We start from the raw sequence: 21,867 nt of genomic DNA on the forward strand, positions 1-21,867 counted from the left end.
GCGTTTCAAGCAGTTTCCAGCCGCGCCAATTTTCATAGTCACGCAATCTCGACAAGGCCTCTTAAGAGGCCTCTTTCTTAACATAAGCATCCCTTTAGCAAACTGCTATCAGGGAGAATTAGCACCTTGCCAAACAAACTGCGACTTCTCCATAGGGCTCAGAGAAGTGCAAATCACTTCCTCTCAACTTATCGAACCATTGAGAAGTTCAAACAAGCTATCCTCACGCGGCGTTTTCGCAGTAAAAACCTCGCCAAACGCTCCAGCTTGCTCTGCAACCCGCTTAGAAACACATAATGCTTTCATAGAGTTAAGAAACACTATGGTTTTTTCAAGATTTGAAAGGCTGAGAAAAATTTGAATTGTTCGCGGAGAATAAAACAACGCACAATCCAGCATCCCTGCTGCAATCAGTTCACGGGTTTTCTCAGAAAAGCCAGTCGCAGCAGCCATTTGGTAGACCTCCACCATACGGCAGGCAATGCCCTGCTGCTCCAGTTGTCCGGCCAGGTCACCACTGCGGTCAATCGCTGCAGGGTAAAAGACAGGCCCCGCCTGTTTGCTGTCCGCAATCAGTCCGCCAAGGGAATCAACATCCCCATCCGCACATATGATCTCTTGGAAACCGGAAGCCTCTGCAGCTTTGGCTGTCGCCTCACCCACAGAATAGAGAGGAAGGTGCTGTAGCTGTGAAACAAGACCATTGAAGACAAGGGCTTCAATGGCATTCGCGCTCGTCACAGCAATCGCTTTGGCGTCCCCAGCCACATCACCGTCAACGGTCAGCGGCTGGAAACTCAGCATCGGCTCAACAATCACCTCGTGTCCCATAGCAATCAGCTTCTGTGCAGTTTTATCTGCCTGAGGCTGAGGACGGGTCACGAGTATTTTCATTAGAGCTCCAGAAAGTTTGGACCAGACTTCGCCTTCAGCTCTTTGCCAAGCTCGCGGCCAATCTCTTCAGCATTGCTTAACGGGCCTTCGCCTTCAACTGTGTGCGTCTGGCTGCCATCCGGTTTGATCACCTCACCGCGGAAACGGATACGATTACCTTCCACATGAGAGAGACCAGCAATCGGCGTACGGCAAGAACCATCCATCTCAGCCAGATAAGCACGCTCCAGCAAAAGGCGGCTTTCAGTCTCTGCGTGATGGATCGGCGCAAGAATGCGCGCAGTCTCTTCATCACCAAGACGCGCCTCAATACCAATCGCGCCCTGCCCGACAGCAGGAAGGAAGTGCTCCACATCCATCAAAGACGTCACCAGATCACCTTGTCCCAGACGTCGCAGACCAGCGTAAGCAAGGAAGGTTGCGTCAACCACACCTTCACCGAGCTTGCGCAAACGGGTCTGGAGGTTACCGCGATACATCACCACATCAAGATCAGGCCGCAGACGCTTAATCTGTGCCTGACGACGCAAACTGGAAGACCCGACCACAGCACCCTGTGGAAGATCTGTCAGTTTTTCAACCTTTGGAGAAATGAAAGCATCGCGCACATCTTCACGTGGAAGGTAAGCGGTCATGCCCAGACCATCCGGCAGCACTGTCGGCATATCCTTGGAAGAATGAACTGCCAGATCAATGGACTTATCCAGCAAAGCTTCCTCAATTTCCTTAGTGAACAAGCCTTTGCCGCCTGCTTCGGAAAGAGGCCTATCTTGAATTTGGTCTCCCGTTGTTTTTATAACAACAATCTCGAAGTCATCATCGGTTAACCCGTGTGCCTTCGCGAGACGAGCGCGTGTTTCATACGCCTGGGCCAGTGCCAGGGCGCTTCCACGTGTACCAATTCTTATAGGTTTTGTTTGCAAGGATCACATTCCCAATGCTAGGGGCTCATGTTAGATGAGCGACATAAAATCATCGGCCCGCGAAATCAACCATGCTTTGCGCATGAGAGAACGACAAAAACCAAGCGGCCAAAGGAGACCAAACGTGCTGACCATCCTCGGCATAGAAACGAGTTGTGACGAAACTGCCGCTGCTGTCCTTGAGATTGATCAAGATGGCAAATGCGTAATTTTGTCCAACGTGGTGCATTCTCAAATCGATGAGCACACACCGTTCGGCGGTGTTGTACCAGAGATTGCGGCGCGCGCCCACATTCAGTTGCTGGATGGTATCGTAGATCAGGCGATGAAAACAGCAAATGTGAAGTACTCTAATCTATCCGCAGTTGCTGCAACCGCTGGCCCCGGCCTCATTGGCGGCGTCATCGTGGGCTTGATGACAGCAAAATCTATCGCCATGGCAATCGATAAGCCATTGATTGCAGTGAATCATTTGGAAGGTCACGCCCTCACCGCACGCATGACGGATCAGGTTGAATTCCCATTCCTGCTGCTCCTCGTCTCCGGCGGACACACCCAGTATCTCCTCGTAAAAGCTCTTGGGGAATACGAAAGATTGGGCACAACCATTGATGATGCGATTGGTGAAGCGTTTGACAAAACAGCCAAACTGCTCGGCCTGCCATATCCCGGTGGTCCGGCTGTAGAAAAAGCTGCAAAACTTGGTGATCCAACCGTCTACAAACTGCCACGCCCACTTTTGGACCGCCCCGGCCTCGACATGTCTTTTGCCGGGTTGAAGACAGCAGTGCGCACCGCCGCCTTAAAAGAAGAGCCTGTCAGCGAGCAAACCGTCAACAACCTGTGCGCCTCCTTCCAGGAAGCTGTCGCGGATGTTCTCGGAAAACGCAGTGCACGAGCCTTCGAATTATTCAAAGAGCGCTATCCGGATACGCCTGTCAAAATGGTTATCGCGGGCGGTGTCGCAGCAAACGAAGCAATTCGCACTCGTCTCAACGAGGTTGCCGCGGAACATAGTGCAGAATTAATCGCACCACCGCACAAACTGTGCACAGACAACGCCGCAATGATTGCATGGGCTGGAGCGGAGCGCCTGAGAAAACTCGTTGCCGAAGACCCATCCATTCTAGAGCAAAACGGTAAGGGCGACGACATGAACGAAGCCCCACGCCCACGCTGGCCCCTGGACAAGATCTCCGAAAGCGTCGTTGGTTTCGGTCGCAAAGGCGCGAAGGTATAATCAGCGAAGATACTCACCAGCAGATTGTGGCAGTAGCCCTCCCGACAAAAATTCAATACCGTGCCTAGCGTAAGCCCGATAACTAGGAAATACAGAATGCTGGATAAATCTGATCAAAGAAAAGCCTCCCGCTGGCTTTTTTTTGGGGTGCCTCTAGCAGTTTGCATCATCTCTGGTTTGATCAATTGGCGGATGGGGCTGTTTGCTGCTGTTTTCCTTGTTCTTGTCTATCTATTAATTGCAATAGTTTCTGGCGCCTCTTCTCTGATATCCGCCAAAATCACCAAGCCTCTGAGACCAGAAATTAAAGAAGCCATTGGTGTATGTACTTTTTTATTTATTTATGCCGCTCTAGGCGTCGCCTTGGACTCAAAGCCCTTTATTCGGCAGTACATTAACGACAACTTACTAAATGGCGCACAATTAAACTTGAGCTTTATAGATCCCGTTTTCGCAGGAATTTGTATCCTCGGCATTGCTGCCTATACATGGTGGAGGATTGCATCGAAAACCAAACAATAACCTTTCCAGTTTTCAGGGCACCACTATACCAATCAGCATGATACTTCCAAAATCCCGCCTCGCCTGCGGGATTTTTCAGTTCTGAAGCGCTAAAAACTTATCCCCCTGCTCTCAACCACACTTATTCTCAGTGTTGTGCTCACGTATTCGGGCAGCTGATGGACCGACCATCAGTGCGGCGTGGGCTGGGCGGGGCTACCGGGTGAAGTAACGCATCACCCGGCGGGTTCGTTGAAACACCCCTTGAAAGTCTTTAGTGCAGGGACCAAGCGGAAGCTGGTCACCCGATGGGCGTCTACACTGGCAGGCGTTGAACTGTTTTCGACAATCGCATTTGCCTCTGGCAAGTCTTGTGCGTTGCTGACAGTGCCTGCTCCCAATGCCTTTCGGAGGAGATCTTGTTTCATACAAAAACGCCCGGGCAAGGCGAGCAGCCAATGCCGAAGAAACTAATTTACTTACAATGCGCAGGCACTGCCTGCTCGCCTTGCTCACACCCGAACTTTCGGGGCATTCCGTTCCACGCTGCAGGTAAAACCATGCGGCGCTAAAGCGCGTGTCATGCTGCTTATTATGTGCAAACTGCTATAACGCCTTGCTTGCAACAAACTCCTGCAAATAACATCTGCCAAATTCAAACAACATTGATTTGATTGATTCATGGTGGAAACGACATTGCAGCCTCGGCACAAAGCCTACGTCTACATGACCTGCGGCACACATCTTCTCGTTTTTGACGAACCGGAAACCGACATCGCAGGCACATTGCAGGTGCCAGGTGGAACACTGGATCCGGGCGAAAGCTATCTACAGGCCGCCAAACGCGAGTTTGAAGAAGAAACCGGTCTGAGTGTTTCCGGCGCACTCGAACAGTTTACAGGGCATGACTTCCTGTATGACGATGCCCTCACCTCAGGTCCGGAGCTACACCGCCGCAAATTTTTCCATCTCAAAATTCAGGAAAAAGCAAAGCAGACTTGGGATCATTACGAAATGAGCCCAAATGACGGTGGAGATCCTATCCTCTTTCGCTTCTTCTGGGTTGATTTGGCAGACAACGAAACTAAGTCCAAGCTAACAATGCACGGAGGGTTCGATATCCCTCTTGAGCAACTGTGTGAACGACTGAACATCACCCAATAAGGAAAACAACATGACCACTGCTCTAAACAAGATCGCTGTAATTGGCGGAGGATCTTGGGGAACTGCGCTCGCCTTGGCAGCCGCAAGAGCAGGTCGGGAAGTCTCCTTATGGGCCCGCGATGCGGAAACCATCGCCGCAATAAACGCCAGCAAACAGAACCCGAAATACCTGCCCGGCATCGAGTGGACAGAGCAAATCACCGCTACCGGCATCCTCAAGCATGCTGTGAGCGGTGCCGATGCCCTCTTGCTTGTAACACCAGCGCAGACAACCCGGGCGATGACAGAAGCGATCAAGCCGTTCTTAAAGCCAGCAACACCAATCGTTCTCTGCGCAAAAGGCATCGAGCAATCAACCGGCCAGCTCCTGTCTGAGGTGATCAAGTCCGTGGCGCCTGACGCCATCCCGGCAGCGCTGTCTGGCCCAAGCTTCGCACATGACGTGGCAAAGGGCTTGCCAACAGCCGTCACAATCGCGGCTGAAGACGGTGCAGTAGCAGATCAGCTTTCCGCAGCACTCGCCTCAAAAAGCTTCCGCCCCTACGCAACTGATGACCTCATTGGCGTGCAAATTGGTGGAGCCCTCAAAAACGTGCTCGCAATCGCATGCGGCGCAGCGGTCGGCTATGGCCTTGGCGCCAGTGCACAGGCAGCTTTGACGGCCCGTGGCTTCGCAGAACTGACCCGCCTCGGCATGGCACTGAATGCCAGAAGCGAAACGCTCACAGGTCTGTCTGGTCTTGGCGACTTGGTCCTCACATGTTCCTCAACCCAATCACGAAATTTTGCCTTCGGGTTAAAGATCGGACAGGGTAGAACACCGCAGGAATTGGTTGCACCAGGACAAAAGCTTGCAGAAGGCGCTCACTCCGCTAATATCGCGGTCGCCTTGGCAGCCGAGCATGGTGTCGACATGCCAATTGCAAACACCGTGTCACAAATCGTAGCTGGGAAAATCGACGTCGCACAGGCTTTGAGCGACTTAATGACGCGCCCCCTCAAACGAGAGACACACCCCTAGTAGAATCCTTTTAAGCTAGGAATTGCCTGGTTGTATATCAGGGATCAAATGGTTAGGTTGAAAACCTGCTACTGGAGTATCCAATATGCTGTACGCTCTCATCTGCACTGATAAGGCGCATTCTGAAGACCTTCGCCAGAAAACACGACAAGACCATCTCGATTTTCTCAAAGGTCTTGGTGATCGCTTGAAGGCAGCTGGTCCTTTTATGTGTGATGACCTCGTATCTCCGACGGGTTCGCTGGTCTTGGTAGAAGCTGCGAACAGGGACGAAGCATTGGCAGTAGCTAATGAAGATCCTTATTCACTCGCAGGCCTCTTTGAATCTGTTGAGATCCGTCCTTGGAACTGGGTAATTAAGAACCCGGAAGCCTAATTTTGTTGTAAGTATTACAACACGTCAATTCTGGAGCACCAGTCTCTCATTGTAGGCAGGTGCTCTTTTTAATGGAGGCAAAGTTGCAATACTGGCTGTTCAAATCCGAACCTAACAAGTGGTCTTGGGATCATCAAAAAGCCAAGGGCGAAGAAGGCGAAGAGTGGGACGGCGTACGCAACTATCAGGCCCGCAACTTCATGCGCGACATGAAGATCGGAGACCGGGGCTTCTTCTACCATTCCAACATCGGCAAAGAAGTTGTCGGCATCGTAGAGGTCTGCGCGCTCGCACACCCGGATTCCACAACCGATGACCCACGCTGGGAATGCGTAGACATCAAAGCCGTCAAAGACCTTCCGCAGACAGTAACACTGGCGCAAGTGAAGGCCGAAGAACGCCTTTCCGATATGGCCCTCGTGACTTCCATGCGCCTTTCTGTTCAGCCGGTAAAGCCGGAAGAATGGGCCGTGGTTCTGGAAATGGCAGGAATGGACCCATCTGAGGTCTGATCTCACGATGAAAATTACGGACCGGCGCGCTTTTATTTTGGAACAGACACGGCAACACCCTGTTCCTCATGCGCCGTCCATATTCCTTCACCTGGCAGACGAAAGCGTCGATCTCTGGCGCATGGGTGAAGAGGAGCTGGAAGAACTCGGAGTCTCCTCCCCGTTCTGGGCATTTGCATGGGCAGGCGGACAAGCACTGGCACGCTACATTCTCGACAATCCCGAGACTGTTAAAGGCAAACACATCCTCGACTTCGCCAGCGGCTCAGGCCTCGTCGCCATCGCTGCAATGAAAGCCGGAGCAGCCTCAGCTGTCGCTGCAGACATTGATCCGTTCGCCTCCGATGCTGCACTTATCAACGCAGAGCTGAACCAGGTTACAATCAAAGTCAGCACTAAAGATCTTTTAATAAGCTCTCTTGGCAATTACGACCTGATCTGCTGCGGCGATGTCTTTTATGACCCGGATATGACCACACGGGTTCTCAGTTGGTTGGATTCCAGTCCTAAGGAAAAACCAATTCCGGTTTTGGTAGGAGACCCTCGACGCTCCTATTTTCCAACCTCACGTCTCACCCACCTGCAAACCTATGAAATTCCAGTACAACGAGAGCTGGAAGACAACGAGACAAAAAAGACATCCGTCTACGCGTTTTCTTGACTCTCTGAGTATCAATCACCGGCTAGGTCGGCTCATTTCCTCAAAGAACCGAGCAAGCGATTCCACATTCGCATCGGCTTTATAGGGAGACGTCAAAGCACACTCGACAATCACAGTCCGCTTATCAATCTGAAGCGAGAAGTCACTGGTCAGCGGCCACATACTCCAGCTGTCACGCAACGAGTTGTAACGCAAAGAGGTCCCGAACAGACCACCATTCACGAGAAGATTGATCGAGACATTGCGTCGAAAATCAAAAGGACCAGTTTCAAACTCGGCTTTGGCAGGCAAAAGGCTGGTGTATCGATTGGCTTTACTGAGAAACATCCATTGCTGTTTCTCCTCTGTGACATTCCGAAAAACACTCCGATAGATCGCCATACTGCCTCACCGCTGTTGAAGTTGAACCACGTGCAATATGTGACCTGACGTCAGCGATAACTTAGCGTGACTAAGCTGTCCTTGGGTTAGTTAAGGAGCGGCATTGGCAGTTCATTTAATTTTACTCAACTGACCCTTTTGCAATTGATTTGCTCTTGCAATATTTCACTGCACTGGGCCAAAGTGAGGTTCATTTTCTAATCTCAATAAGAATCCGAAGTATTTGAGGGAGCGCTCCGATGCCAACCATTAATCGTCTTGCAGAAATGCACGATGAAATCACCGCTTGGCGCCGTGATTTTCATGAACATCCTGAAGTTCTTTATGAGACACACCGTACATCAGCAAAAGTAGCCGAAATCCTGAAAGAGATCGGCGTTGATGAAGTCACCACAGGTGTTGGCCGCACAGGCGTAGTTGGTGTTATCAAAGGCCGCAACGGCGGCGCTGGCAAATCCATCGCCCTTCGCGCTGACATGGATGCCCTTCCAATGGCCGAAGAAACCGGCAAGGAATACGCATCCAAAAACGAAGGCGCCATGCACGCATGTGGTCACGATGGCCACACTGCAATGCTGCTGGGCACCGCAAAATATCTTGCCGAGACCCGCAACTTCGACGGCACAGTCATTCTCGTGTTCCAGCCAGCTGAAGAAGGCGGCGCTGGCGCAAAAGCAATGATGGACGACGGCTTGTTTACCCGTTGGAACGTTGATGAAATCTACGGCCTGCATAACCAGCCTGGCACTCCGATTGACCACTTCGCAACCCGCTCTGGCCCGCTGATGGCATCCACCGATGAGTTCACCATCACAGTCAAAGGCGTCGGCGGCCACGCAGCATACCCACACAACACAATTGACCCTGTTGTGGTTGGCTCACAGATTGTATCTGCCCTGCAGTCCATCGCATCCCGCAATGTTGGACCACTGCAGTCTATCGTAATCTCTGTGACTTTCTTCCAGGCCGGCACTGCATACAACATCATTCCAGACACAGCGAAACTGGGTGGTACCATCCGCACATTGGATCAGGATGTCCGCAAGCAAGCTGCTCAACGTGTGAAGCAAGTTGTCGAGGGCGTTTGTGCCGCCAACGGCGCAGGCGTGGACTACGATTTTGCAGATGGCTACCCATCCACATCAAACCATCCCGATCAGACCAAATTCGCAACCCAGATCGCTGCTGAAATTGCAGGCAGCGCAGACAAAGTTGATGAAAACATCGACCCAACCATGGGCGGCGAGGACTTTGCTTACTACTTGGAAGAAAAGCCGGGTGCTTTCATCTTCCTTGGAAACGGAGAGTCTGCAGGACTGCACCATCCGAAATATGACTTCAACGACGAAGCTATTCCATATGGCTGTTCCTATTTCATTAAACTGGTTGAAACTGCAATGCCAGCAACCTAAAGTGCACATTGCAATTTTCGAAGCCTCGGATTTTTCCGGGGCTTCTCTATATATAAAATATTTAGGCCATTACCGTGCAGATATCTAAACAAGCCATTGAAGTCGCTCATAAACGAATTCAGAAATACATTCGCAAAACTCCGTCTATTGTGAGCGGTAACGGCACTTTTGGCCTGAAGTACTCCATTTCTTTGAAACTGGAACACCTGCAACACTCAGGTTCCTTCAAAGCACGTGGAGCATTCAACTCATTACTAAACAACTCAATCCCGGAAGCTGGCATAGCAGCAGCCTCAGGTGGCAATCACGGCGCTGCCGTTGCCTGTGCAGCTCATGCACTTGGCAAAAAAGCCAAGATCTTCGTCCCTGAGATCTCCAATCCAGCGAAGATCGATAAGATCCGCAGCTTCGGCGCAGACGTCCATGTCGAAGGTGCCGCCTATGCGGATGCTGCAGCACTCTGCACCCGCTACCAGCAGCAAACCGGCGCAATTGATATTCATCCATTCGACGCCATAGATACAATCAACGGTCAGGGCACCGTAGCATTAGAATGGGCGGAACAAAGCCCTGATCTGGATACCATCCTTGTCGCTGTCGGTGGCGGGGGCCTCGCAGCAGGTGTTGCAAGCTACTATGCAAACAGCCCCACCAAAGTCGTTGCCATAGAGCCATTTGGTTCCTGCTCCATGAACGCAGCACTTAAAGCCGGCGAGCCAGTTGATGTAGAACTGAACAGCATCGCGGCCAATGCACTTGGTGCAAAGCGATGCGGCACCTTCCCGTTTGAGGTCGCAAGAAACCACATCGCAGAATCCATCCTTGTTGAGGATGACGCCATTCTCGCCGCGCAACGCCGTCTCTGGAGGGAGATGCAGCTCGTCGTCGAACCAGGCGGCGCAACGGCACTGGCAGCTCTGATCTCCGGTGCATACAAGCCAGAAGAAGGCGAGCGCATCGGTGTCCTATTGTGTGGTGGTAACGCTGAACTCATTCAGGTCAACAACACCCTGTCTGGCCGATAAAAGAAAAGCGGTACATCCGTATGGAGGTACCGCTCTTGGAATTCTCTAAAGAACTTTACGCAGAAAGCTGCGGGTTCTTGGATCATCTGGGCTCGTGAAGATCTTCTCAGGTGGGCCCTGCTCAACAATGCGCCCACCTTCCATAAACAGAACACGATCAGCGATCTCTTTTGCAAATGCCATCTCATGAGTCACGATCAACATCGTCTGATGAGCCTGCGCAACGCGGGTAAGCAGCTGCAGCACTTCATCAACCCACTCAGGATCAAGCGCAGAAGTCGGCTCATCAACCAGCATAAGCTCTGAGTTACTCGCCATCGCCCGGCCAATACCAACACGCTGCTGCTGACCACCAGAAAGAGACGCAGGATAAGCATCTGTTTTATCTGCCAGACCGATGTCCCGCAGAATTTCATCCGCCCGCTCAAACGCAGTCTCTTTGGCTTCACCACGAACGGTGATCAAGCCTTCAGCAATATTCTCACGCGCTGTCTTGTTGGCAAACAGGGCATAGTTCTGGAACACAAAAGCCGTCCTCAAACGCATCTCTTTGATCTGCGCGGCATTCGCCTTTTGAACATCAATGCTTTTGCCATCAAGAACATACTCACCTTGCTCTGGCGTCTCAAGAAAGTTGAGACAACGCAGCAAGGTGGATTTACCGGTCCCGGACGGACCAATAATGGCGATGCGTTCGCCTTTTTTGATATCCAGGTCGATCCCGTTCAACACAGGGACACCATTATAGATTTTTGTGAGCCCGCGGATCTGGATCATCTGGAAACAGCCTTTGAAAGTCGATTTTCAATCTGGGTCTGAACGAAAGCAAGGCTCTCAACAACACCCCAATAAATAACGGCAACGACAATAAACGTCTCGAAGTACAGGAAGCTTCCTGCTGCTTCTTTCTGCGCAGCACCCATCAATTCAGTCACACCAAGCGTAAAGGCCAGACTGGTGCTTTTGATCAGATCGATGAAGTAGTTAATCAGCGTTGGCGCAGCAACACGCGCTGCTTGCGGCAGAATAATCCGGCGCATCATCTGACCAGTAGACATACCAATCGACTTTGCTGCTTCCCATTGGCTACGGTCAACACCCAGGATAGCTGCACGGATACTCTCAGCCATGTAAGCAGAGAAGTGCAGAGTCAGACCGATAATCGCAGCAGAAACCCCATCAATCGCTGTGAGGAACGAAAACAGCTGCGGCAAACCGTAGTAGAACAAAAACAGCTGAACCAGCAGCGGCGTTCCACGAAAGAAGCTGATAAAGAGCCGCGTGATTGCATCCAAGACAGGAAAGCGCACCACGCGGATAATTGCAAACAGCGATGCAAGTATAAGCGCCAAAATCATGGACACACTTGCCATACCCAAGGTTAGGGGTAAGTACTTTAAAAGGATCGGCAAAAGGCCGAGCATGTAGTCCAGATCTAAGGCGCGCATGATCAGTTCTTATTATTAGAGCATGCCCTCGAACGACGGGAGTAAATTCCCGAAGGCATGAAAAAGGAAAAGCAGTTCCACCAAAGATTCTTAGATGCGAACTGCTTTACTAATTCTGAACGGACAGCTTAGTCAGCTTTGGTGATGTCCGCTCCAAACCACTTGTCGGAGATCTCAGCCAGCTTGCCTGAAGCCTTCAGTTCGTCGATTGCAACATCTACCTTAGCAGCCAAAGCTTTACCATCTTCATCAGTACGGAACGGCATTGCGTTGCGAATTTCAGAGAATGGAGCACCAGCCAGAGCCAGTGGCAACGGAGTTTCTTTGATCACCTGCGTTGCACTGATGCGATCATGAATAAACGCATCAACACGGCCAAGTGCAGTATCCTGGGCCAGGTTGCTTTCGTAGGTGCGGATGTCAATTTCATCAGCAAACGGCAAACCGCGCAGAAGCTCTTCAAAGTTGGAACCAAGGTTTACAGCAACGCTTTTGCCTTTAAGGTCTTCAACGCCACCGATTTCTTCGTTGCCAGCTTTTACAACAACCTGCGCACCGTCATAAACGTATGGCTGGGAGAAGGTGAACTTGGCTTCACGCTCAGGTGTAATGGTGATCTGGTTTGCAATAGTATCAATGCGACCAGCTTCCAAAGCACCAATCAGGCCGGAGAAGCTCATGGTAACGAATTCAACTTCATCACCAGTCTGCTTAGCAATTGCGCGAGCAACGTCAACTTCAAAGCCCTGCAGAACATCTTGCTTAACAAATGTGAATGGGAAATACCCACCAGACATGCCCACACGGATTGTTTCAGCCTGAGCAGGAACAGCCACGAGAAGGGCAAGTGCAGCAACAGTAGAACGAGAGAACATAATCTATTCCTGATTACTATTATTTTGTTGAGCTCGTTCTATCAGAATGAGGAAAATTTTCTACAATTAGCGAAGCTGTGAGCTTATTTAAATCAAATAAACTACCAATACTGGAATTTATTAGAATTAGATGCCACAGAATCTCACATGCATAAAAAATACTTCCTATAAGGCGCACCGAGACAAAATCTCATTTGAGAACACCTTGTCATTTTCTGCAATTTTCCAGCAATATCACGGAGATGTTACAGGTAAAACGTGCAGTTACCCCTAGTTTTTAGCCAATACGTATAACTAGGGACCTCCCCCTTTGAAAAAAAATGCTCCCCGTAAAACAGAGAGCATTTCTGGTTCAGATCTGAAGCGTTTTGTCAGCTCACCATATCGAAGAACTCTGCTTCAAGCTCACACATATGAGTAAAGCTCTCTGAGATCTCGCTTTGGCGCTTCACGCGTTCCTCTTCGCCAATCGAGTTCACTTCCCGCTTAATCCACTCAATGAACTCTCCAAACTCATCGGTCGCCAGAAACTCAACCCACTCAGCAAGGTAGAACCGCTCAGGCCGTGGCTTGGCTGCTTCCCGATGGCCCCATTCGCGATAGATCCACTCCGAAGCCAGCAATGTTGCCATGCCATCAACGTAGTGACCTTTGCCAGCTGTCGACAACAGCGTTGCGCCAATTGCCCGGGTAATCGTATTGGGCTTTGCAACCTCATAAACCTCAGGCGCGATGCCCAGTTCTTTAAAGGTGCGCTGAAAATAGCCCAGTTCATTAGAAGTCAGTTGCTGCGCAAAGCCAGACAACCGTGCTTTAGCAGCCATTGTCGGCGCCTTGGCAATCAGGAATCCAAGCGCAGATGCCAAGTCCTGAATGTAGTGGTAATCCTCCAACAAGTAACGGGTGAACACCTCGGCACTCACTGTGTCGTTGCCAACAGCACTGGTAAACGGGTGATTGATCGCCTTATTCCAAGCAGGTCCTGCAGATTTCACAAGCCAATCCGTAAAGGTCTCATCCGTATGAGTGATCTTGTAGTTGGCATAACTTGCAGTGTTCAGCATTCTCGTGTGCCTCCCAACACATTGTCCTGAAGCGCATCCTCCTAAAAGTGGTTCGGATATTCCCAAAAAGGACACGCATGGCAAAAACGCTAAGAGCAGGAAGCGTCAATCTTGAGAAACGCAAAGTGCTCTGGCTTACATCTATTTCGAACAATGCCACTCAGAGTTACGCTGCACTAGACGGAAATCACCGTATATGCCCCCTGCAATTTTAGGGGTATCATCTCGCGCCCGTCGTACTGCACCACGCTGCACCTTCTACTTTGGCGGGAAAGCTAAGCCTTCCACTCATACAAAATATCGGGCGCGCCTTCTTCATTCTCTGAACCGCTTGTCCGCTTCACTTCCTTAAACCCATGCGCTTCGTAAAATGCTCTCGCATCCACATTCCTGGCAAAGCACATAAGCTTCAGATTTCCGGAAGAGTGAGCTTTTGCTTGGTTTAAGAGCCTTGTACCAACGCCCTTCCGCAGGTGCCGCGGATCCAGATAAAGCTGTTCTACCCAGTCATCTTTGGTGGCCATCATACCTATGATTTGCTCATCTCCCATGACTATTGTCAGTTCATTCTCTTTAAAAACAATATTCTGAAAGAACCAAAGATCTTCTTCTGGTGTGTGCAGTTTAGGTATAAATGAAAGGCATCTGTCTCGCGAATACCGGTACATACGAGCGACCTCAGGCAATTCATCATACTGCGCAGCTCTAATTTCAAGTGTCTGCATATTCCCCCCATAATTTGGCAAAACCTAGCATAACCTTAGCGTAAAATATCCCTGCAAACACCAGTAGCACCACATGGCATCCCATGCAGTGGTAGAGTTAGGTTTCCCGAAGATCGGGAGGAGCAAGGCGGCAGGTGGTGCCTGCGCAGTGTGAGTAAGTTAGTTTCTTCGGCATCAGCTATCGCCTTGCCCGGGCTTTCTTGTAATGAACAACGTCGCCTCTTTTGCCTATAAGGCACGATAGCCGGTTTCCCGGAAAGAAAGTGGCTTATCCAAACACGTTTCCATGCCCAAACAGTTCCTCCGTCTTTGATAGACACTTTCGCAAAAGCAGGTTTTACTGCCGGTGCTCGTGTATCTATCACCGCGTGATACCCTATAGTCCTGGGCCCTTCCCCTCAAACCATGCGGTCACGTTTGAAGTTCGGTTCACCGGACCACTGAAAGATGCGTTACGTCTTCCAACAGCCCAACCCAGCCTACGACAAACTGACGGTCGCTCCGCCAGCAGCCCGCTACGTAGGCATAGACACAGAGTATCGGAGGAATTGAGGAGGGGGATAAGTTTTGTGACCAGAGCATTCTCATTCTCTCCGAATGAAGCAGTAATCCTCTTTCACCTCTAACAAAAAAGGGCACCCTAAAAGGTGCCCTTCCTAATCTCATCAGTTGCTGAAAAGCTTATGCAGCAGCTTCTGCTTTTGGCTTAATCAGGCCACGGTTCACCAGAACCTCAGCAATCTGAACTGTGTTCAGCGCAGCGCCTTTACGCAGGTTATCGGAAACAACCCACATGTTCAGGCCGTTCTCAACGGTCGCGTCTTCACGGATACGGGAAACGTAAGTCGCATCTTCGCCAGCACACTCGTAAGGAGTGACATAGCCGCCGTCTTCGCGCTTATCGACAACCAGAATGCCCGGCGCTTCACGCAGCAGGTCCTGAGCTTCTTCAGGAGAAAGTGGACTGTCCAGTTCCATATTCACGGACTCGGCATGCCCAACAAACACAGGCACACGAACAGCTGTACAAGTCACTTTGATGGTAGGGTCGAGCATCTTCTTGGTCTCAGCCAGAACCTTCCACTCTTCCTTAGTGTATCCATCTTCCATGAATTCATCGATGTGCGGGATCACATTAAACGCAATGCGTTTAGTGAACTGCTGAGGCTCAATCGGGTCGTTTACGAAAACAGCGCGGGTCTGGTTGAACAATTCGTCCATCGCATCTTTACCACCACCGGAAACGGACTGGTAAGTGGAGACAACGAGGCGCTTGATACCAGCTTTTTCGTGAATTGGCTTAAGAGCAACAACCAGCTGTGCAGTGGAGCAATTCGGGTTCGCGATGATGTTCTTCTTTTTGAAGTCAACAATATCATCTGCGTTCACTTCAGGCACGATCAGCGGAACATCCTGATCATAGCGCCATGCAGAAGAGTTATCGATGACAACACAGCCCTTGGCAGCAATCTTCGGAGCCCACTCTTTCGCGATGGTACCGCCAGCAGACATGAGGCAGATATCAACATCGGAGAAATCAAAATTCTCCATCGCTTTAACTTTCAGCGTCTTGTCACCAAAGGAGATTTCTTTGCCCTGCGAACGGCGAGATGCCAATGCAATCACTTCATCAGCTGGGAAACCACGCTCTGCCAGAATATCCAGCATTTCCGCACCCACATTGCCGGTAGCACCTGCAATCGCAATCTTATAACCCATTGGTTTTGTCCTCTTCGTCTCCCCCGCTGGCTTCCGGAGGCTGACTGCGCCCGGTGAGCCCTCTGGCGCCCTCCGTCCCGGGGAGAGCGCGGGAAAGAGAGGCACCTTAGACGGTGGTCTTTGTCGTTTTCGTGATGATTGTCTTGGTAGTCGTTTTAAGCGCAACAGAAGCCATGCGCGCGGTCATCGCACGTTTCATGGTTGTCTTCATGTTGGTCATCGCAAACATCATGCTGCTAAACACTACCTTCAAAATTGATCGCGCAGAAACTGCCTATAACCACATCATTTGTCAACAGCATTTTCTAGGCTTGTTGCCAAGGTCGATATATCTCAAATCAACCCAAGACAAAACCACCGTTTTTGAGAAAAAACCTCATGCTCATCGCAATATTACTGACGTATTCTCAAGAAACAGTGAGGCGGCACGCGAAATTGCATCATCAGTTTCAAAAGGCAAAAACAACTAAAACTTGCATAAAATATACATACTATCTAAACATTGCTTAAAACAAACTTGAATCTAATTTCGCAATAAATATTGCATATTTGGGAGAGTAAACATGAACAAAGCTGGTGGAATTATTTGTCTCATTGCAGGTATTTTTAGTGTCTTCGCAGCAGGAGCGACACTCTTCATTGGTGGTGTTGGCGCTGCGCTTGAAGCTGAAGGCGGTGAAACTGTCATTATGTTTGGCTGGGTTGGCCTTCTCATGTCTTTTGTAATTATCATTCTTGGAGCAATTGCAATCGGCAAAGCTTCGAAGGTGCTAGGCGGAATTATTGTTTTATCATCAATTGTTGGCGCAGTTGTAGGTGGCACTTTTGTTGCTATTTTCATGGTGCTGTCTCTGCTGGGCGGCGTCCTTGTTTTGTTCAGCAAGAAAAAACCTGTAGTCCAGCAAGCAGCTTGAAGATCCACAATGAAGTATTCTAAAATTATATCAGCTCTGTTTATCGGACTGACTGTAACCGCGTGTAACTATGAAACACAGGTCTCCTTGTATGCGAGTGACTTGACTGAAGACACAGGAGAAAAGCCAATCTACGCCCCTATCATGTTGATGGGGGAGGGCACATTCTCCCAAAATGATTGTGGCAAAATACGTAACAAAGTCGAACCTTCACTTCAAAACTACTTTGAGAATGTTGAATTCAAGGGGTGCTCAGATGGTAGCAATTTGGATAACAAAATCTCATTCAGTGCAAGTGCACCAGTTCATGTTGGCTCCGTTCAAAACGGAATAGCTACGACCGACTTCGACCTGCCATTTGGCGTTCTCATTGCTTACGATCAAAATCTCCCTAACTCAAAATTTATTTTGATCTCTAGAGGCGACAACTACAGACCGTTTGCAGAAGCTCTCGACAATGCAATGACGGGCTCCAACCTTCTCCAGAATGGTGCAAAAATTACTCTTGAAATCCAAAATGACACTCGAGGAGAAATTTCATTCACGAGTACCGGCGTATTTGTGAATGGGGCTGCGATAAGTCGAGAAAACTCTGAAACGTTTCCTCTTCAGCGTCGTGAGAGTATTCACGTCAAGCTGTCAGATGTCTCCCAACAGTTTATCAAAGACGATGGCTGGGAGCAGATCGGAAGAGTCGATTTTAAAAAATAATTGGAGCTTCAGACACATTTAGAGGCATCCATGGATGCCTCTAAACCACATCTCCAAACGCATTCACGGCCTTCCCGCCAAGCTCAATTTGCCGCAGTTCAGGCACGCAGCTTTCCGAATCCAGTTCAGCTGCCCAGTCCACATCACCCGCATAGCCATAGTGCGTCAGTTCCTGCCCACTCACGCAGCCCTTTAGCGCACCGAGCAAATCATCAGCACACGAAAGGTAACCCGCCCGAGCAATCGAGGCTTCTGGCGACATCGGGCAGTCCAGCATATGCGCAAGTGCACCGCAGGCCAGTTGATCCTCGAAGGCAGGCCGCAAACTGCCATCCGGCCACTTCTCACCCGCAGCAACCAATAAGACTTTGCCGGAAATCACCTTAAGATAAGCCGCCACCGCTGCTGCATTCCGAAGTGCAGCAGCAAACACCCGCCCTTCTCTTGGCAAAGCAGAAAGCGTCGCACCGTTGGGGCTGGGCAACACCAACACATCGCTAGCCGACAGCCCCATGAGCGTTGGTGGAGACAATGAGTAACCATCCTCCCGGCGCTTCCCTGCACAAACGCCGCCGAGCACATCGGCCAGTTTCCTACCCTCTTCCCGATCAGCAACAGGCACCACCATCGCCCCTCTGCCACAAGCTACAGAAGTCGCAGTCGAGAAGCTCAGGCAATCAGCAATCACAGTCGCAGCAAAGCCATCACTGCTTGCGTTCCGTCCCCATTCCAAATGCACAAAGTCAGCCATAAACAACCTCAAAATGATAAAACCGTGGGCACCCGAAAAAGTGGGCCAATCAATCCTTGCATGGCATCGCGTCTGCACTCAGTTTGAACAGAGCGATCAAAAGTCACAACGGAATAATGATGGACCTCCTTTCTCAATTGCAAGCACTTGCTGTCGATCTCGAACGCTCTCAGCTGCCAGAGGTCTTCAAGTATGCATGGTGGGTCTATCCGGCAATCAACACAGGCCACATCGTCGGGTTAGCCATGCTATTCGGCTCCCTTATCCCGCTTGACCTGCGCATGATGGGCATGTGGCGGTCCATACCATTGTACGACCTTGCACGTCCCCTCACCCGCATTGCCCTTCTGGGCGGCCTGATCGCGATCACGACTGGCATCTTCCTGCTTTCAGTCAAAGCGCAAGTATACGTCAACGCGCCCATATTCTGGGCTAAGTCGGGCTTTTTCACACTCGCCCTGCTCAACGCATTGTTCCTGCGCTTTAACAAACCGTGGCGCTATCTGGCACAAGTCGACTCCCGCGGCACCATCCCCCGCTTCAAATCCGCTGGCTTCATATCGCTGTTCAGCTGGCTCGGAGTCCTGATCTGCGGGAGAATGTTCGGGTACCTCTAGTCCGATAAATCAGTAAGCTTTCCTATTTTTCGTGGCACAGAAGCTAAGCTAAACAGAACGGACAAAACCGATGATCATCCGCACAGAGCTACCATCTGACGTCGAAGCAATCCGCAATCTCGTTTATGCAGCTTTCGAAAACCACCCACACCATGAACCCGGCGCAAAGCCAACAGAGCACCTGATCATCGACCAATTGCGTGCCAGCGGTGAGCTGACACTGTCACTCATCGGAGGGCAAGCTGGCGGCATGGTAGGTCATATCGCTTTCTCTCCTGTAACAATTGATGGTGTGGACAAAGGTTGGTATGGCCTTGGCCCAGTGGCTGTTACTCCGAAACATCAGGGCAAGGGCTTTGGCTCCGCCCTGATCATGGAGGGAATGCAGCAAATCAAGCAGATTGGTGCCAAAGGTGTCGTTTTGCTTGGGGAGCCGGACTATTACAGCCGCTTCGGCTTTCAACAAACAGAAGACCTCGTCTTCCCCGGCGTGCCAGCGCAGTACTTTATGCAGCACACCTTTGAGGGAGAGACACCAACAGGCACCCTCGCTTATTCCGGGGCCTTCGCAGCAAGCTAATATGATGAAGAATTACGGCTACTCATCACATTTGTCGAGCAGGGCCTGGCTCAAAGGCTTATCCGTTGGCTTCAACTCAGCCTTGTTAATCGCAATGGGTGAGTAAGGCGGATCGGTAATCGTGCCCGGCACCACCATATGTAAGACATAACAGCCCGCATAAACCTGCGAAGTGCCGTCGGAAAGATGTGTTTCAATCGCTACCGGAAGCGGCCAATAGAGCTGGCTCATGCCTGCATCTGGCTGAGTAGACCCATAGCGCAGCTGCACGGACTCCGTTGTTCGAAACCCTTCCTTCCACTCCTCAAAGTTCTTAGGTGGGGTGTTGAAGTAGCTATACGCCTGCACATATTCTTTGCGGTTGATTGCGTTATAATAGCTTTCGATCACCGCTTGGGGGGTGCTGCGATCATCCATGTAAGGAATGCCATCAAACACCAGGGCATTGCCGCTCGATGCACCACAAACCGCCAGTATTGCGCAGGCTCCGGCGAGCCTGTTTCGATTGAACATGGTTGTGTCCTGTTACGTTTTTAAATCACACAACCAAGTTCAACAAAGACAAGCTAATGCAGGTTTAAACCACTCACTGTGCTCTCATATAGACGGCTTCGTTGGTAAACGAACCGGCATCTAACAGGTGTACAGTTTGATAAACCGTGAGCTGAGAACCGTCTTCATTCAGCTCACGCTTGGCAACCATAATGCTAAGGCCGCCGCGCTTTGCTTCAGAAACCAGATCTCCATCCGTGTTCAAAGAGAGGGAAAGCGTATCCGCAAACGGGTTTTGCGGCATAGGGCGATCTTCCCCATCAGGAATGCCTGAGAAGTTGGCCTCAACGGTCTCGCCTTCGCCTTCAACGGTTTTCATGAAGAAACCGATCTCGCCATTCTTCTCGACAATTTTCAAACTGCCGCCCCAAGGCATAGAACCCTGCTCATAGTTTGAGGCATCAGGATCCAGAATCCAGGTTCCGAGGAAGGGTCTTAAACGTTCATCCATGCTCTGTCTTTCAGCAATGCTTCTCAAAATTTGTCTTGGCTCAGGCTTATGCCGCACACGGGTTTTTCGCGCAACCAAATCACACGGCTAACTCCCGTGATTAACATCCAGTGGCCAAACTTCCAAAAAACCAATCTTAAAGCAGCAGGTACATCTAACGGAACTTTTGCGCTCTTCGCTGACAATCACAAGCAAAAGAACTCACTCCGGAGGCCTCATGCTCAAGCGCTTTGCCATCCACCCGATTGCCTTGTTCAAGATCAGCTTAGCCCTACTCGCTTTTGTTCTTCAGCCAATAGCCGCAAATGCCTGCACCAGCTTTGTCCTGTCCACCGTCGACAACATCAAAATGTATGGTCGCACGATGGAGTTCGGCAAGCAGATCCCCACTAAAATTGGGCTCATCCCACGCGGTTACAAGTTCCAATCTCAAATCAATGATGAAGCGGGCCACAGCTGGACCGGCAAAATTGCTGTGATTGGCGCCAGCATCTTCGACAGCCCTGCCTTGGTTGATGGCATGAATGAATACGGTCTGTCCGGTGGCGCCCTCTACTTCCCTGGCTCTGCAGCCTACAAAAACCCGTCAGATGATGAAGCGCAGCGCGCTAAGGAAATCAATCAGGTAGACTTCCTCGTCTGGATGCTTTCAACCTTCAAAACAGTCGAAGAAATCAAAGTCAATCTGGATCAGGTCTCATTAGTCGGAACTTTCTACGAGAGCATGGATGAGATCCCGCCGCTTCACTACACCCTGCATGATGCAGCTGGCTTTTCCATCGTCATCGAGCCCATAAATGGCGAGTTGAAAGTCTACGACAATCCTTACACCGTGCTCACCAACTCGCCAGACTTCGAGTGGCATGTCCAGAACATCCGCAACTACCTGTTCCTCTCTCCATTCAACATCGGCTCTACTGAGATCATGGGACAGGAACTAGCCCCCTTCGGTCAGGGTTCTGGCTTGCTTGGCATCCCGGGTGACCCAACTCCGCCTTCCCGGTTTATCCGTGCTCTGGGTTTAATCTCCACCATTGATGCCGCTGAGCTAAACAAGAACCGGCTTGTCACTATGGAGCACGTGCTCAACAACTTCGACATTCCAAAAGGGTTTGTAAGGCCTGCAATTTCGCCAGTCGAGCAGGAACAGGAAGCCAACGATTACACCCAGTGGTCGACCATTGCTGACATTGAAAACAGAAAGTACTTCATCAAAACCTACGAGAACCCAACGCTGCATGGCGTGAGTTTTGAAGACTTCGATGTCACAGGGTCACAGATACAGTACGTGAACCTGCCAAGTACCAAACCCACACAGCCGCTACTTCCACCCATGCAATAAAAAAAACA

General features: G+C 50.5%; 28 protein-coding genes. 15 read left to right on the forward strand and 13 right to left on the reverse strand.

What is annotated here, in order from left to right; translation table 11 throughout:
• Nucleotides 1-183 precede the first annotated feature (183 nt).
• Together DHN43_RS15670 and hemC are read right to left on the reverse strand one after the other, a co-directional pair.
• Nucleotides 184-894, reverse strand: coding sequence for a uroporphyrinogen-III synthase (locus DHN43_RS15670; RefSeq protein ID WP_108819200.1), 711 nt, complete (start codon nucleotides 892-894; stop codon nucleotides 184-186).
• Nucleotides 894-1,817, reverse strand: a complete 924-nt coding sequence (hemC, locus tag DHN43_RS15675; protein WP_108819201.1) for a hydroxymethylbilane synthase — start codon at nucleotides 1,815-1,817, stop codon at nucleotides 894-896. Before hemC ends, DHN43_RS15670 begins: the two co-directional genes overlap by 1 nt.
• A 127-nt stretch (nucleotides 1,818-1,944) precedes the next feature.
• On the opposite strand from hemC, the gene tsaD reads away from it, so the two are divergent.
• Together tsaD and DHN43_RS15685 are read left to right on the forward strand one after the other, a co-directional pair.
• On the forward strand, nucleotides 1,945-3,057 hold the full coding sequence (gene tsaD, locus DHN43_RS15680; RefSeq protein WP_108819269.1) for a tRNA (adenosine(37)-N6)-threonylcarbamoyltransferase complex transferase subunit TsaD: 1,113 nt from the start codon (nucleotides 1,945-1,947) through the stop codon (nucleotides 3,055-3,057).
• A 96-nt stretch (nucleotides 3,058-3,153) separates the two neighbouring features.
• Nucleotides 3,154-3,579, forward strand: a complete 426-nt coding sequence (locus DHN43_RS15685; protein WP_108819202.1) for a hypothetical protein — start codon at nucleotides 3,154-3,156, stop codon at nucleotides 3,577-3,579.
• 215 nt (nucleotides 3,580-3,794) lie between these two features.
• On the opposite strand, the gene DHN43_RS27055 is transcribed toward DHN43_RS15685, so the two are convergent.
• Complete coding sequence (locus DHN43_RS27055) at nucleotides 3,795-3,986, reverse strand: hypothetical protein (RefSeq protein WP_159096876.1); 192 nt, start codon at nucleotides 3,984-3,986, stop codon at nucleotides 3,795-3,797.
• A gap of 253 nt (nucleotides 3,987-4,239) precedes the next feature.
• Between DHN43_RS27055 and DHN43_RS15690 the strand changes: the two genes are divergently transcribed.
• The 5 genes from DHN43_RS15690 to DHN43_RS15710 all read left to right on the forward strand — a co-directional run bounded on the left by DHN43_RS15690 (nucleotide 4,240) and on the right by DHN43_RS15710 (nucleotide 7,292).
• Entirely contained in the window at nucleotides 4,240-4,722 is a 483-nt protein-coding gene (locus DHN43_RS15690) for an NUDIX hydrolase (protein ID WP_244271790.1), read from the forward strand.
• A 10-nt stretch (nucleotides 4,723-4,732) separates the two neighbouring features.
• Entirely contained in the window at nucleotides 4,733-5,743 is a 1,011-nt protein-coding gene (locus DHN43_RS15695) for an NAD(P)H-dependent glycerol-3-phosphate dehydrogenase (protein ID WP_108819203.1), read from the forward strand.
• An 85-nt stretch (nucleotides 5,744-5,828) separates the two neighbouring features.
• On the forward strand, nucleotides 5,829-6,119 hold the full coding sequence (locus DHN43_RS15700) for a YciI family protein (RefSeq protein WP_057461912.1): 291 nt from the start codon (nucleotides 5,829-5,831) through the stop codon (nucleotides 6,117-6,119).
• A gap of 83 nt (nucleotides 6,120-6,202) precedes the next feature.
• Nucleotides 6,203-6,631 (forward strand): EVE domain-containing protein, encoded by a 429-nt coding sequence (locus DHN43_RS15705; RefSeq protein WP_057461924.1) that lies wholly within the window; start codon nucleotides 6,203-6,205, stop codon nucleotides 6,629-6,631.
• A 7-nt stretch (nucleotides 6,632-6,638) separates the two neighbouring features.
• Nucleotides 6,639-7,292, forward strand: a complete 654-nt coding sequence (locus tag DHN43_RS15710) for a class I SAM-dependent methyltransferase (RefSeq protein WP_108819204.1) — start codon at nucleotides 6,639-6,641, stop codon at nucleotides 7,290-7,292.
• Nucleotides 7,293-7,307: 15 nt separating this feature from the next.
• Here the strand turns inward: DHN43_RS15710 and DHN43_RS15715 are convergent, their stop codons facing one another.
• A complete protein-coding gene (locus tag DHN43_RS15715) occupies nucleotides 7,308-7,619 on the reverse strand; it encodes a hypothetical protein (RefSeq protein ID WP_159096878.1) in 312 nt (103 codons plus the stop codon).
• A gap of 293 nt (nucleotides 7,620-7,912) precedes the next feature.
• Here DHN43_RS15715 and DHN43_RS15720 point away from each other — a divergent pair, with 293 nt between their 5' ends.
• Together DHN43_RS15720 and DHN43_RS15725 are read left to right on the forward strand one after the other, a co-directional pair.
• Nucleotides 7,913-9,085, forward strand: a complete 1,173-nt coding sequence (locus DHN43_RS15720; RefSeq protein WP_063303889.1) for a M20 aminoacylase family protein — start codon at nucleotides 7,913-7,915, stop codon at nucleotides 9,083-9,085.
• A gap of 74 nt (nucleotides 9,086-9,159) precedes the next feature.
• The gene (locus DHN43_RS15725; RefSeq protein ID WP_108819206.1) at nucleotides 9,160-10,110 is read left to right on the forward strand and encodes a threonine/serine dehydratase; all 951 of its coding nucleotides are present in this window, start codon (nucleotides 9,160-9,162) and stop codon (nucleotides 10,108-10,110) included.
• 45 nt (nucleotides 10,111-10,155) lie between these two features.
• Here the strand turns inward: DHN43_RS15725 and DHN43_RS15730 are convergent, their stop codons facing one another.
• From DHN43_RS15730 to DHN43_RS15755, 6 genes are all read right to left on the reverse strand, one after another.
• Nucleotides 10,156-10,887, reverse strand: coding sequence for an amino acid ABC transporter ATP-binding protein (locus DHN43_RS15730; RefSeq protein ID WP_063308273.1), 732 nt, complete (start codon nucleotides 10,885-10,887; stop codon nucleotides 10,156-10,158).
• Nucleotides 10,884-11,558, reverse strand: coding sequence for an amino acid ABC transporter permease (locus tag DHN43_RS15735; protein WP_063301518.1), 675 nt, complete (start codon nucleotides 11,556-11,558; stop codon nucleotides 10,884-10,886). Before DHN43_RS15735 ends, DHN43_RS15730 begins: the two co-directional genes overlap by 4 nt.
• A gap of 128 nt (nucleotides 11,559-11,686) precedes the next feature.
• The gene (locus tag DHN43_RS15740) at nucleotides 11,687-12,433 is read right to left on the reverse strand and encodes an amino acid ABC transporter substrate-binding protein (RefSeq protein WP_057465114.1); all 747 of its coding nucleotides are present in this window, start codon (nucleotides 12,431-12,433) and stop codon (nucleotides 11,687-11,689) included.
• Nucleotides 12,434-12,804: 371 nt separating this feature from the next.
• A complete protein-coding gene (locus DHN43_RS15745) occupies nucleotides 12,805-13,497 on the reverse strand; it encodes a TenA family protein (RefSeq protein ID WP_108819207.1) in 693 nt (230 codons plus the stop codon).
• 275 nt (nucleotides 13,498-13,772) lie between these two features.
• The gene (locus DHN43_RS15750; RefSeq protein WP_208995445.1) at nucleotides 13,773-14,222 is read right to left on the reverse strand and encodes a GNAT family N-acetyltransferase; all 450 of its coding nucleotides are present in this window, start codon (nucleotides 14,220-14,222) and stop codon (nucleotides 13,773-13,775) included.
• A 681-nt stretch (nucleotides 14,223-14,903) separates the two neighbouring features.
• On the reverse strand, nucleotides 14,904-15,941 hold the full coding sequence (locus DHN43_RS15755) for an aspartate-semialdehyde dehydrogenase (protein ID WP_057465112.1): 1,038 nt from the start codon (nucleotides 15,939-15,941) through the stop codon (nucleotides 14,904-14,906).
• A 113-nt stretch (nucleotides 15,942-16,054) separates the two neighbouring features.
• Here DHN43_RS15755 and DHN43_RS15760 point away from each other — a divergent pair, with 113 nt between their 5' ends.
• From DHN43_RS15760 to DHN43_RS15770, 3 genes are all read left to right on the forward strand, one after another.
• Nucleotides 16,055-16,411 (forward strand): hypothetical protein, encoded by a 357-nt coding sequence (locus tag DHN43_RS15760; RefSeq protein ID WP_108819208.1) that lies wholly within the window; start codon nucleotides 16,055-16,057, stop codon nucleotides 16,409-16,411.
• A 93-nt stretch (nucleotides 16,412-16,504) separates the two neighbouring features.
• A complete protein-coding gene (locus DHN43_RS15765; RefSeq protein ID WP_108819209.1) occupies nucleotides 16,505-16,855 on the forward strand; it encodes a hypothetical protein in 351 nt (116 codons plus the stop codon).
• Between the two features lie 9 nt (nucleotides 16,856-16,864).
• Complete coding sequence (locus DHN43_RS15770) at nucleotides 16,865-17,566, forward strand: DUF7424 family protein (protein ID WP_108819210.1); 702 nt, start codon at nucleotides 16,865-16,867, stop codon at nucleotides 17,564-17,566.
• A 40-nt stretch (nucleotides 17,567-17,606) separates the two neighbouring features.
• On the opposite strand, the gene DHN43_RS15775 is transcribed toward DHN43_RS15770, so the two are convergent.
• On the reverse strand, nucleotides 17,607-18,317 hold the full coding sequence (locus DHN43_RS15775) for a 2-phosphosulfolactate phosphatase (protein WP_108819211.1): 711 nt from the start codon (nucleotides 18,315-18,317) through the stop codon (nucleotides 17,607-17,609).
• Nucleotides 18,318-18,436: 119 nt separating this feature from the next.
• Between DHN43_RS15775 and DHN43_RS15780 the strand changes: the two genes are divergently transcribed.
• Together DHN43_RS15780 and DHN43_RS15785 are read left to right on the forward strand one after the other, a co-directional pair.
• Nucleotides 18,437-18,934, forward strand: coding sequence for a hypothetical protein (locus tag DHN43_RS15780; RefSeq protein WP_208995446.1), 498 nt, complete (start codon nucleotides 18,437-18,439; stop codon nucleotides 18,932-18,934).
• Between the two features lie 70 nt (nucleotides 18,935-19,004).
• Nucleotides 19,005-19,514 carry a GNAT family N-acetyltransferase gene (locus DHN43_RS15785; RefSeq protein ID WP_108819213.1) on the forward strand — a complete coding sequence of 170 codons (510 nt, stop codon included), beginning with the start codon at nucleotides 19,005-19,007 and terminating at the stop codon, nucleotides 19,512-19,514.
• Nucleotides 19,515-19,532: 18 nt separating this feature from the next.
• Here the strand turns inward: DHN43_RS15785 and DHN43_RS15790 are convergent, their stop codons facing one another.
• A complete protein-coding gene (locus DHN43_RS15790; protein ID WP_108819214.1) occupies nucleotides 19,533-20,027 on the reverse strand; it encodes a hypothetical protein in 495 nt (164 codons plus the stop codon).
• 73 nt (nucleotides 20,028-20,100) lie between these two features.
• Nucleotides 20,101-20,517 (reverse strand): hypothetical protein, encoded by a 417-nt coding sequence (locus tag DHN43_RS15795; RefSeq protein ID WP_063298641.1) that lies wholly within the window; start codon nucleotides 20,515-20,517, stop codon nucleotides 20,101-20,103.
• Between the two features lie 217 nt (nucleotides 20,518-20,734).
• Here DHN43_RS15795 and DHN43_RS15800 point away from each other — a divergent pair, with 217 nt between their 5' ends.
• On the forward strand, nucleotides 20,735-21,859 hold the full coding sequence (locus tag DHN43_RS15800) for a linear amide C-N hydrolase (RefSeq protein WP_108819215.1): 1,125 nt from the start codon (nucleotides 20,735-20,737) through the stop codon (nucleotides 21,857-21,859).
• The last annotated feature ends 8 nt before the right edge of the window (nucleotides 21,860-21,867 follow it).

The organism is Pseudovibrio sp. Alg231-02, assembly GCF_900143565.1.
Classification (GTDB): domain Bacteria; phylum Pseudomonadota; class Alphaproteobacteria; order Rhizobiales; family Stappiaceae; genus Pseudovibrio.